Origin of the sequence: Pseudoalteromonas sp. H105, from assembly GCF_001469215.1 — a bacterium.
GTDB lineage: Bacteria > Pseudomonadota > Gammaproteobacteria > Enterobacterales > Alteromonadaceae > Pseudoalteromonas.
Map to the genome: position 1 here is coordinate 365,727 of NZ_LOFH01000004.1, position 12,719 is coordinate 378,445.

Annotated in this window: 11 protein-coding genes; all 11 read right to left on the minus strand. The window is 40.4% G+C overall.

Annotated elements, in window-relative coordinates; all coding sequences use genetic code 11:
- Positions 1-197: 197 nt before the first annotated feature.
- Positions 198-1,166: a PstS family phosphate ABC transporter substrate-binding protein gene (locus ATS75_RS09615; RefSeq protein WP_058560224.1), complete on the minus strand. Its 969-nt coding sequence runs from the start codon at positions 1,164-1,166 to the stop codon at positions 198-200.
- A 99-nt stretch (positions 1,167-1,265) separates the two neighbouring features.
- A complete protein-coding gene (gene phoR / locus ATS75_RS09620) occupies positions 1,266-2,585 on the minus strand; it encodes a phosphate regulon sensor histidine kinase PhoR (RefSeq protein ID WP_058560225.1) in 1,320 nt (439 codons plus the stop codon).
- A 65-nt stretch (positions 2,586-2,650) separates the two neighbouring features.
- The gene (phoB, locus tag ATS75_RS09625; RefSeq protein ID WP_058560226.1) at positions 2,651-3,340 is read right to left on the minus strand and encodes a phosphate regulon transcriptional regulator PhoB; all 690 of its coding nucleotides are present in this window, start codon (positions 3,338-3,340) and stop codon (positions 2,651-2,653) included.
- Positions 3,341-3,934: 594 nt separating this feature from the next.
- Entirely contained in the window at positions 3,935-4,999 is a 1,065-nt protein-coding gene (fba, locus tag ATS75_RS09630) for a class II fructose-bisphosphate aldolase (RefSeq protein ID WP_058560227.1), read from the minus strand.
- A 214-nt stretch (positions 5,000-5,213) separates the two neighbouring features.
- Positions 5,214-6,389: a phosphoglycerate kinase gene (locus ATS75_RS09635; protein WP_058560228.1), complete on the minus strand. Its 1,176-nt coding sequence runs from the start codon at positions 6,387-6,389 to the stop codon at positions 5,214-5,216.
- A gap of 54 nt (positions 6,390-6,443) precedes the next feature.
- The gene (epd, locus tag ATS75_RS09640; protein WP_058560229.1) at positions 6,444-7,460 is read right to left on the minus strand and encodes an erythrose-4-phosphate dehydrogenase; all 1,017 of its coding nucleotides are present in this window, start codon (positions 7,458-7,460) and stop codon (positions 6,444-6,446) included.
- A gap of 162 nt (positions 7,461-7,622) precedes the next feature.
- On the minus strand, positions 7,623-7,886 hold the full coding sequence (locus ATS75_RS09645) for a hypothetical protein (protein ID WP_152996211.1): 264 nt from the start codon (positions 7,884-7,886) through the stop codon (positions 7,623-7,625).
- A gap of 64 nt (positions 7,887-7,950) precedes the next feature.
- Positions 7,951-8,586 (minus strand): 3'-5' exonuclease, encoded by a 636-nt coding sequence (locus tag ATS75_RS09650; RefSeq protein ID WP_058560231.1) that lies wholly within the window; start codon positions 8,584-8,586, stop codon positions 7,951-7,953.
- A 24-nt stretch (positions 8,587-8,610) separates the two neighbouring features.
- A complete protein-coding gene (locus ATS75_RS09655) occupies positions 8,611-10,449 on the minus strand; it encodes a DUF294 nucleotidyltransferase-like domain-containing protein (protein WP_058560232.1) in 1,839 nt (612 codons plus the stop codon).
- 107 nt (positions 10,450-10,556) lie between these two features.
- Positions 10,557-12,281, minus strand: coding sequence for a sodium:solute symporter family protein (locus tag ATS75_RS09660; RefSeq protein ID WP_058560233.1), 1,725 nt, complete (start codon positions 12,279-12,281; stop codon positions 10,557-10,559).
- Between the two features lie 11 nt (positions 12,282-12,292).
- Entirely contained in the window at positions 12,293-12,556 is a 264-nt protein-coding gene (locus ATS75_RS09665) for a DUF4212 domain-containing protein (protein ID WP_004586074.1), read from the minus strand.
- Positions 12,557-12,719: the final 163 nt, after the last annotated feature.

The following is a 12,719-nucleotide window of genomic DNA, read 5'->3' on the forward strand; positions in this document are numbered from 1 at the left end:
AAGCTTCTCCCTCACCTCTATTCTCAAGCGACCCCTAAACCACGATTCACTAACCTAAATTATGGGTAACTAATTAAATATTAATATGCATTTCAAACGAACTTTAGCCCGTGGCTAAATTGAGTTTTAGGTATTATTGCTAGCCATAAAAAAACCGCCTTTATCAATAAAGGCGGTTTTTATTATTAATTATCTGATTATAAAAGACCTAGCTTCTTAAGCTCTCTCATTGCCATAGCTCCTGACAATGGTACATATCCATCTTTCTCAACAATTTGTTGACCACTTTGAGAGAGTACCATTTTAAGGAACTCTGCATCAATTGGAGAAAGCGGTTTATTTGGATGCTTGTTAATATAAACATACAAGAAACGAGATAACGGGTATTTACCTGTTGCTACGTTATCAAGTGTAGCGTCTACGAACTTGTTGCCTTTCTTAGCCAATGGAACAGTACGAACACCCGATGTTTTGTAACCGATACCTGAGTAGCCGATTGCATTTACAGAAGATGAAATTGACTGTACAACCGATGCAGAGCCTGGCTGTTCATTTACGTTGTTACGGAAATCGCCTTTACACAAAGCCATTTTCTTAAAGTAACCATACGTTCCTGATACAGAGTTACGGCCATAAAGCTGAATATCTTTAGCAGCCCAATCACCAGTTAAGCCAACATCACTCCAACGAGATACTTCATCTGACGCGCCACATTTACGTGTTGATGAGAAGATAGCGTCAACCTGATCAATACGAAGCCCTTCAATTGGGTTATCTTTGTGAACAAATACAGCGAGTGCATCAATTGCAACACGAACTTCTGTTGGTTTGTAACCGTAACGTTTTTCAAACGATTCAATTTCTTTTGACTTCATCTTACGGCTCATAGGGCCGAAATTTGCAGTCCCTTCAGTTAAAGCCGGTGGCGCTGTTGAAGAGCCCGCTGCTTGAATTTGAATATTTACATTCGGGTAGAAGCGCTTATATTCTTCAGCCCAAAAAGTCATCATGTTGGCAAGAGTGTCAGAGCCCACTGATGAAAAGTTACCTGAAATACCTGTTGTTTTCTCGTATTCAGGAATCGTTTTATCTAAAGCCAGCGCTTGTGCAGATACTAATGTTGTAACAGCCACACCCATTGCGGCAACTAAACGTTTAAATTTCATAGGGGTTACTCCGATTTGTTCGTCCCATTTCCTAACTGCTGACTACTTTAAAGCCATTAAATGACAGTTAGATTACTTAATTATTGCATTTTTATGACTTTAAAGTGTTTTTGAATTTTCACCCTCTACGAGTTTCTCTTTTGGAAAAGAAAAAGAGAAACATGAGCCTTCACCAAGCTTACTTTTAATGTTTAACTGGCTATCATGCCGTGTCAGCACATGTTTGGTGATCGCTAACCCAAGACCAGATCCGCCTGTTGTTCGGCTTCTGGCCTTATCTACGCGATAGAATCGCTCAGTGAGGCGGTTAATATGCTCTGGCGCTATTCCGTCACCGTTGTCAGTAACTGAGAACACTGCATGATCATCTACCCGCTGCCAACTTACTATTATTTTTCCACCAGGCTTAGTGTAATGAATTGCATTAAACACTAAGTTAGAAAACGCACTGCGTAACTCATCTTCGGCGCCTTTAATGTCGAGCTGACTATCAACCTCAAATGTGAGCTCATGCCCTTTATCTTGATTAAGTGATTGGGCCTCAGTGCGAATATACGCTAGTAGCTGAGGAACATTGATTGCTTTATCATTATCTTGTCGCCTCACACCTTCGATACGTGATAGCGACAATAGCTGATTTACTAAGCTATCCATACGCTTACACTGCTCTAACATGGTATTCTGCGCTTTATTCCACATAGCTGGCGGTGGCATCATATCGCCATCAAACATTTCTAGATAACCTGTTACAACCGTCAAGGGGGTCCGTAGCTCATGCGACACATTTGCTACAAAATCTTTGCGCATTTGCTCTAACTGCTTCAAACGAGTTACATCCCTTACAACGACCATAAGTTGTGAACTTGCGTATGGCATTACTCGGTATTCAAGAACTTGCTCAACACTGTGTGTGTTTTCAAGCTCAAGGGCTTCATCAAATTTTTCTTGGTACATGTATTTAGCAAATTTAGGATCGCGGATTAGATTGTCTAAACGTTGCCCATGATCACCAGGCCATTGCAAGCCAAGTATTTTTAAAGCCAGTTGATTGCACCAAACGATACTGAGGTCTCGTTGCAATACCACGACAGCATCTGGAACTGCCTCTGCACCATCACGAAACCGACGGATTAAGTCTGCCAGTTCATTTCTCTTTTTACGATTTCGATGCTGAAGATGATAAATACCTTCAAAAACTTGCTCCCATGCACCTTCTCCCTCCGGTGGGTTAAAGCTGCGTTGATTGAGTAGCCAATCACTGAGACGGTAAAGTTGATGATAGTGCCAAACTAATAATGAAAAAGAGCCTAAAAATAAAAGCAAAAATGGCGCGCCAACTAGCACACCAATAAGTAATAGGGGTAAAAAATAGATAAGCAAGCGCTTCGCCAGCGCTTGCTTATTAACAACTCGATACATAAACTCACTTTACCTTAGAAAAATAAACTTAAGCTAATGAAGCTATTAACTTAATGTTTAAGATATTATAGTTTACTCGAAAAACGGTACCCTGCACCTCTCACCGTTTGAACTAATCTATCATGCCCCAGCGGAGCGATCGCTTTACGTAAACGACGAATATGCACGTCGACGGTTCTATCTTCAACATAGACATTAGTTCCCCATACGTTATCCAGCAATTGTTCACGGCTATATACACGCTCAGGGTGAGTCATAAAGAAATGCAATAACCTAAACTCAGTTGGTCCCATGTCTAATTCGCTACCATCAGAGGTTACACGATGTGAGATAGGATCTAATCGTAAACCATGTACCTTTATCGCCTCTTCTAACGAAGTAGGTGACACACGACGGATGACTGCTTTAATACGCGCCATCAGCTCTTTTGGTGAAAATGGTTTAGTGACATAATCATCAGCCCCCACTTCTAAGCCACGTACTTTATCTTCTTCTTCGCCACGGGCTGTTAGCATAATGATCGGGATCTTACGTGTATGCTCGTTTTGTTTAAACTTTTTGGCGATCTGAATACCACTGCCACCTGGTAACATCCAATCCAATAACACCATGTCAGGGTATGGTTCAACCATAGCTGCAATAGCAGAATCGTAATCTTCGGCCTCAATCGCTTGAAATCCATTTTGTTCTAATACAAAAACTAACATTTCCCTAATAGGCGCTTCGTCATCGACGACAAGTACTTTACGTGACATTCCAATTCTTCTCTTTCGTTATCGAACTTGTTTTCATTATTATGACTAAGTATGACATTTTTATGAAAGTGTAACGTGTAAATTAAAATGAGCGAAAAAAAAACACAAACAACACTAAAAAAGTGGGAAAACTCATAAATTAGACGTAGTTCAGGTAGCGCAATCATATTTTTATAAAAACGCAGACATATGTAACGCGAATATTTACTTGCCTGTTTTACTTTTTATAGCTTAAAAATAATCATATTTTACGATGTATCACGGTGGCAAAGCGCTCGCCGGATCAAGATCATACTAAGCAAAGAACCTGAGATCATAGTTGTACTAACAGAGCCGATCAGGGATCAGAGTTGTACTAACATAAAACCATAAGATGTTGAACATTTGTACAAACAGCGCACTTTATGCTGACTTTTAAAGCAAAAACTATCTGTTTTTTCACGATCCTTAGTAAAAGATTGATCCCTAGAATAAAACGTTAGTAAAAAGCCGATCTTGGCATTCTTCGTTAGTAAAAGAGTGATCTTTAAACATTTTTGTACACATAAAAAAAGCCAGCTCTTTTCAGATACTGGCTTTGTTTCAATGTGTTAATTACTTAACTTGCGGATCTAACTCGCCTGATAAGTATTTAAGATGCATTTCATCAAGCGAGATTGGCTTGATCTTTCCTGCTTGACCCGCAGTGCCAAACGCTTCATAACGTGCCACACAGATCTCTGTCATCGCTTTGGTTGCTTCAGCAAGGTATTTACGTGGATCAAAGTTAGATGGATTCAACGCCAAGTGACGACGTATTGCACCCGTTGATGCTAAACGTAAATCTGTATCAATATTTACTTTACGAACACCAAATTTAATTCCTTCTACGATTTGCTCTACTGGCACACCATAAGTTTCAGGAATTTCACCACCATATTGGTTGATAACTTCAAGCCACTCTTGTGGTACAGATGACGAACCATGCATGACAAGGTGAGTATTCGGAATACGTGCGTGAATAGCTTTAATACGATCAATCGCTAATATGTCATCCGTTGGTGGGCGTGTAAATTTATACGCGCCATGAGAAGTACCACAGGCAATTGCAAGCGCATCACAGTGAGTTTTGCTTACAAAGTCAGCTGCTTCTTCTGGATCTGTTAGCATTTGATCTGTGGTTAATTTACCTTCAGCACCAACACCGTCTTCTTCACCAGCTTCCCCAGTCTCAAGAGAACCTAAAACACCTAACTCGCCTTCAACCGATACGCCGCATGAGTGAGCAAGCTCAACTGTTTTGCGTGTTACATCAACATTATACTCATAGCTTGAAGGTGTTTTTCCATCAGTCATTAATGAGCCATCCATCATTACAGATGAAAAACCTAACTGGATTGAACGCTGGCAAACACCTGGTGAAGTACCGTGATCCTGATGCATAACCACTGGGATGTGTGGCCATTCTTCGATAGCAGCTAAAATCATATGACGAATAAATGGGGCACCAGCGTAGGCACGAGCACCTGCTGAACCTTGCACAATTACTGGGCTGTTTGTTTTATCAGCCGCCATCATAATAGCGCGGATTTGCTCTTGGTTATTAACGTTAAAAGCTGGCACGCCATAACCATTTTCAGCTGCATGATCAAGAAGTTGTCGCATACTGATTAAAGCCATTGGGTATTCTCCAAATTATCGATAGCTGCGTAAACGCAACACTACCTAGTCGAACGGAATAGTTTAGTTTGATGCAATCACTGCATCACGACAGCCTTGGCATTTGCCAAGTCTACCGCTGATACAAACCAATAATTAAATAAGGGTGAGAGGTATTTAATTAATGGTGTTTGTCGGTGTAAGCCAATTTACTTACACCAACAAGCATGCTTCATTACTTAGCACGCTCTTCTAGCATAGCAACAGCTGGCAATTTTTTCCCTTCTAAAAACTCAAGGAAAGCACCGCCACCGGTTGAAATGTATGAAACTTTGTCGCCAATACCGTATTTATCAATCGCCGCCAGCGTATCACCGCCGCCTGCAATCGAAAATGCGTTTGAATCAGCAATCGCTTGTGCGATTGCACGCGTACCATTACCAAATTGGTCAAATTCGAATACCCCAACAGGGCCATTCCAAACGACAGTGCCGGCATTGGCAATTATTTTTGCTAATTTACTTGCCGTATCTGGACCAATATCAAAAATCATATCATCACTGGTTACTTCATTCACATCTTTTAATGTTGCAACCGCTGATTCTGAAAATTCATTGCCCACAACAACATCAGTAGGAACTGGAATTTCACCATCATTGCTTTTAGCTGCAGCACATAATTTGTTTGCTTCATCGATTAAATCCGCTTCATAAAGCGATTTACCAACTGGGTGACCTGACGCCGCAATGAAAGTATTAGCAATACCACCCCCAGTCACTAACTGATCAACAATCGTAGAAAGCGAATCGAGTACCGTTAATTTAGTTGATACTTTAGAGCCGCCAACAATAGCTACAAGCGGACGCGCTGGGTTATCAAGTGCTTTACCCAATGCCTCTAGCTCTGCTGCCAATAAAGGACCTGCACATGCAACGTCAGCAAATAAGCCAACACCGTGTGTTGAAGCTTGAGCACGGTGAGCAGTTCCAAAAGCATCCATTACGTACACATCGCACAGTGCAGCAAGTTTTTTAGACAGTGCTTCATCGTTTTTCTTTTCACCAACATTGAAGCGTACGTTTTCAAACACAACCACTTCATTATCAGCGACTTCAACACCATCAAGGTAGTCTTTTTCAAGGCGTACTGTTTGCTCAAGTGCCTCGTTTAAATAATCAACAACAGGAGCCAATGAAAACTCTTCGTTGAATTCCCCTTCCGTAGGGCGGCCAAGATGTGACATCACCATTACCTTTGCGCCTTTTTCAAGCGCGAGTTTGATACTTGGTAATGCTGCACGTATACGTGCATCTGAGGTCACTTTACCTGCTTTTACTGGTACATTTAAATCTTCACGAATTAACACGCGTTTGCCGTTTAAATCTAAATCTACCATATTAATGACCGACATGGACTTCTCCTTAGTTAACGATACTGACTTGAGTAAAAATTCTTAATTATAATTCTAGTTTTTTGCAACCATCATACACCTTGCGGTGTCTAGCATACGGTTAGCAAATCCCCATTCATTGTCACACCAGACTAACAACTTTATCAGTCGTTTATGACTAACTCGTGTCTGCGTGCCATCAATAATACATGAGTGTGCATCATGGTTAAAATCAACAGAGACCAATGGCTCTTCTGTGTAACTTAAAATCCCTTCTAACCTGTCTTTAGCGGCCGCTCTTAAGGCTTTATTTACTGCAAGCAAATCGACATCTGTATTCACTGTAACGCTCAAATCCATCGCCGTAACATTAATAGTGGGAACTCGCACAGCAATGGCTTCAAACCGGCCATGAAACTTAGGTAATATACGCTCAATACCACGAGCCAGTTTTGTGTCGACGGGGATAATAGATTGGCTTGCAGCACGAGTACGACGTAAATCGTGGTGATAGGCATCAATCACTTGTTGATCATTCATTGATGCGTGAATAGTCGTGATTGCACCCGATTCAATTTCAAATGCATCATCAAGCACTTTAATCACAGGCACAATACAATTTGTTGTGCATGACCCGTTAGATACGATTGTTTGTGCAGCCGTTAACTCATCATCATTAATACCGTAAACGATTGTGGCATCGACATCTGCATCCGCAGGTTGCGAAAATAGCACTTTTTTCGCGCCCGCATTTAAGTGAAGTTGTGCATGCTCTCTTGAATGAAACACTCCGGTACACTCTAATACCACATCAATATCGAGTACTTGCCAAGGGAGTTCACACGGGTTTTCTTCACAAAATAATGCGATTGAATCGCCGGCAACATTGATACTGTCTTCACCGAGTGTAACAGGAAATTTGAAGCGCCCATGAGACGTATCATATTTAAGGAGGTGAGCGATCCCTTGAGGATCCGCTAATTCATTGATAGCAACAATTTTGATCTCATCGCTTAGCCCTGATTCATACAGCGCTCGCACGATATTACGACCAATTCGACCAAAACCATTAATTGCAAGTTTGATTGCCATTCGAAAGAAAATCCACTCTAGTTGCTTGCAGATAAAGGCGACCTGCCTTTTTGATGGCGGTATTGTAATCGACCTTGGGATTGAATATAAGAGGCAAAGTTAAATAAATATCTGCAGCCTCTTTTAGATGACTCCGTTTTGGTAATCACTCAACCTTTGTAGCTATATTTTGAATGTTTTTCTAATTAAACTAGCCGTTAGTAGTGATACAAGCATAATCACAATACAATAGGTAACAAGCATAGCCGAAGAGGTCGTAAGCTCGATCAATTGACTATTCTCATCCATACAGAGGTTTGTTTCGTAGTTGAACGTACCGCTATTGTCTAAACAGCTGTCAACGAGTAAAAACCCGTGTAACCACCACACAACAAATAAACTAGCTAACACGCCAACGAGTGACGGCAGTAAAGTATTTTTCATCATAAAACCAAGGGATTACTAAATTTCAGTGTATTAGGGTAACAAATAACCTTTAATATAACTGCTTTTAAAGTGATACTTTTACAATATCAGCTAGCTTTAGTTCATTTCCGCAACTAATTTGATGGCATTGCGCCAATAACAGTTCAGCTGTCGCAGTCGCATCCGTTAATGCATGATGGTTAGAATAATGGGGTAACTGATATCGACCCCGGCACGCTGCAAGCGTTAGATCATCCAATGCTATTTCTTGACCTTGTTGAAGTAGGCGCTTTTTTTCAATTTGAAACGTATCAATTATTAACTTTGGTCTAACGTTGATATCATTTGATTTAAAAGCATTTTTTAAGAAACTCCAATCTAAACTTGCGTTATGAAACACCAAAATTGCATCATCAAAATAACAACTGAGCTTATTTAAAATAAAACTTAAACTTTGCCCTTGACCAATCTCTTGTTGAGCAATTCCATGAAATACGGGGCTTTGCTCAAGCTGCTTTACTTCTTTGCTAATATAATGCTCTGCTGTACTTAGTTTTATGCACTGCTGTTCTACCAACACCCATGCAACGGATACAATTTCATGCTGTTTTGCATCTAACCCTGTAAGCTCTAAATCAATCACAATATAGCGCTGGCTAAATACACTTTTAGCGAGTAACTTTTTCCTTGATAGGTATCGGCTAAGCCATTTTTTAACCACACTGAGCCCTCAATTGATACACCATTACAAACTACCTCGAGCAAATTTAAATGCCGCGGCCTGTTGGGCTTGTTTAATTAGATAAAATGCTTCTTTAAGCTGATGACGTTCTAACGAATTTAGTTTATTAGGGTTAATACAATTACTGGGTAAGCCCTCTTCATTAATTTGTGTTCTTAAACGCAACTGAGTTAAAAAGCGCCAGCAATCCTTTAAATTATATACATCTTGTTTATTAAGCTGAGGGTACTTTAATAATGCATCAAGACGTTCTTGTGTATTGGCTCGACGAACACCGGCTTTGAGTGCATACAATCGTACGATGTCATTGATGATGACGACACCTCGTTTTTTCAAATCAATGTACTTATGCTGTTTAGCATCTTTTTCTAATTTTAACTGGTTAAATAAACCAATAGGCGCTGCGTTCGATTTTATATCACTGGCCATAGCAGCATAAAATAACTCGTTACGCGAAATGCGAGTGAGCTGCTCACAAAAGCTGGTATAAAGTGAATTTGAACCTTCTATAAATCGCAAATCAAAAAATATTTTACAATTGAGCATTGCTTCTGGCGTTGGGCTTTTTATCCACTTAAAAAAGCGCTCACACCAATCAGAAATACTCATTCTGCATAACGCATTGCTTGCCATTATATTCCCTGGACAACGACGGATGCCGCATTCGACGAGTTGCTCACAAACAAACTCCCCCATACGACGAAAATAATCTTGATGCTGCTCACTTAAATCATCTGGAAGTAACAGTCCATTATCTTGATCTGAATGCAGCGTTTGTTCCTCACGTGCTTGTGAACCAAAACAAATGAAACTAAAACTGGTAGGTGCTGCGCCATTATCTTCTTGGAAGAGGTGTATTAATCGTGATGTTAACGCATCCGTCAAACCACTAAGTAGTTTACCAATCAATGAAATATCATCAATATTATGTGAAAACCCTCGAAGTAACTCAGGTATTTCAGCTGCATAGCGCTTCAAATCAACAATGCTGTGCGCTTTATAAATACGGCCAATTAATTGTACAGGGTCACTTTTTTGTTGCCTGAGTAAATCAGTACTGGTAATCATGCCCAGCGCTTTATGATGTTCATCGAGCACGGGCAAATGGTGAATATTATGTTTAAGCATTAAATGCAAAGCAGAAAAAACTCGGTTATTCTCAAAAATATATTTAGGCTTTTTGCTCATTATTGAACTGATGGCTTCTTTCGGATCAATTTCGTCTGCAAGTACCCGATTACGTAGATCACGATCAGTGACCACGCCCACTAAGCGCTCAAACTCAGTGATCATAATAGAGGAAACACCATGCTCTTTCATTTTTTTTGCCGTTTGGCGAATACTGGCATCGGGAAGTAACGTGACCGCTTTACGAGACATCAGCTCAGAAATTTTACGTTCTGACCAACTATCATTTTGACTTTTGTAATGTGATGACAGTAACCGGTTAGCATGCGCTCGGACAAAATATTGCTCGAACAGTTTATATTCCCGGCGCAAAAAATCAAAGGCATCTTGATTGAGCATATACACAATGCCCTCTTTTTGCGTTTCTAAACGGTTTTGTATTGCTTCTCCCGTTAATAGAGAGGGAAAACCAAAATAATCACCCTGCGCTAAACGCGTTATCACATCACCTTTAGCATCAACTAAATCATATAAACCTGAACGAATCAGAAACAATTTAGGTGACGCTGATTGCAGCCACTGAGTCTGATTTTCACGAGTCAAATAAATACTATCTACATGAGCGACAAAATAATCAGTGGCACTCGTATCTATTTGGCTAAATGGCGTTTGCATTTTAACAAATTGGGCGACTTCCTGCTGCTCATTATTCATAACATTACTCATAATAAAATAGGCTAAGCATCTACATTACGCATAAAAACAAAAAATAAAAAGCCCGACAAAAGTCGGGCTTTAGTATAAATAACAATCAAGCTATTTTAGTGAGCATGTGCCTCACTCGAACCTTTTGGATTACGAATACCTTCAACCATTTCTTGAATTTCAACTGGCGTTTCTGCTGTAAATTTCAATACAATCGCAGCGACAGAGAAGTTGATGATCATACCAATTAGGCCAATACCTTCTGGTGAAATACCCAAGAACCAGTGCTCAGGGCTATTTAACTCAGGGCTGATAAACTTGAAGAAAATAATGTAGGCCGCTGTAAAAGTAATACCTGTGATCATACCTAACACAGCGCCTTCTTTATTCATCTTCTTAGAGAAGATACCCATGATGATAGCCGGGAAGAAACTTGCTGCGGCTAAGCCGAATGCAAATGCCACCACCGACGCCACAAATCCAGGCGGGTTAATACCAAAGTAAGCGGAAATAACAATCGCAACCATGGCTGCTAACCTCGCTGCGAGGAGCTCTTGTTTGTCGCTAATATCTGGTTTAAGGGTACGCTTGAGTAAATCGTGCGAAACGGAGGTCGAAATAACCAATAACAAGCCTGCTGTTGTTGATAGTGCTGCAGCAATACCGCCTGCGGCAACTAAGGCAACAACCCATGCTGGTAAATTAGCAATCTCAGGGTTAGCCAATACCATAATATCGCGGTCAACTTTTATTTCATTCGCGCTATTCGGATCCTCAATTTTACCGGCTGTGTAGAACATTTTGCCATCACCATTTTTATCATTAAACGTGATTAAGCCTGTTCTTTCCCAGTTTTTAACCCATGCAGGAGCCTGAGCATACTCTGTACCGCTGCCATCTTTTCCATTAATAGTATCAATCATATTAACACGAGCGAACGAAGCAACAGCAGGTGCAGTTGTATAAACAATCGCGATGAATACTAACGTCCACGCTGCAGAGATACGTGTATCTTTAACACGTGGAACAGTAAAGAAGCGAACAATTACATGTGGTAAACCTGCAGTACCCACCATTAATGCACCCGTAATTGCAAATACATCAATCATGCTCTTAGAGCCTTCAGTGTACTGAGCAAAACCTAATTCGGCACTTAAACCATCAAGTTTATCCAACACATACATACCAGAACCATCACTTAACGTGGCACCAAAACCTGTTTGTGGGAAAAAGTGACCCGTCATCATCATTGAGATGAAAATTGCTGGAACTAAGTAAGCAAATACAAGTACACAATATTGTGCTACTTGCGTATAAGTGATGCCTTTCATACCGCCAAGTACAGCATAAAAGAATACAATCACCATACCAATGTAAACACCTGTTTCGATTTCAACTTCTAGGAAACGTGAGAATACAACACCTACGCCGCGCATTTGCCCTGCAATGTAAGTGAAACAAATAAAGATAGCACACAGAATAGCCACGATGCGTGCCGTTTGCGAATAGTAACGATCGCCGATAAAATCAGGAACCGTAAACTTACCAAATTTACGTAGATAAGGTGCAAGACACATAGCAAGTAGAACATAACCACCCGTCCAGCCCATCAGGTATACGCCACCGTCATAACCTGCAAACGAGATAATACCTGCCATTGAGATAAATGACGCAGCACTCATCCAGTCAGCAGCAGTTGCCATACCATTTGCCAACGGCGGAACACCACCCCCCGCTACATAAAATTCATTTGTTGAGCCAGCTCGGGCCCAAATTGCAATGCCGATATAAAGCGCAAAGCTTAAACCGACGATTATAAATGTGAGTGTTTGAACATCCATTACTTAAGCTCCTATTCGTCTACGCCGTATTTTTTATCCAACGTATTCATTTTGAAAACGTAAACAAAAATCAAAGCCACAAAGGTATAAATCGCGCCTTGCTGGGAGAACCAGAAGCCAAGTTTAAACCCAAAAAAACGTACTTCGTTCAGTACATCAACCAGTAATATGCCAAAACCAAATGACACGACAAACCAAACTGCTAGTAATTTAAATAGCAGTGAAATGTTTTCCGCCCAGTAAGCTTTTGCTTGTTCTTCATCTTTAAAAGCCATTTTTATTTCCTCTTCAACATCGTAAAAAGTGATGTGTTCTTATTTTCACTATTAAACTTAGCAATGCCTTCGCAAGATTGAATTGAGACCATAGTCGTAACATGCAGTTAACGTTTACGTAAACTGCGCAACCCCAGTTGTTACATTAAAGTTAAAATACTTA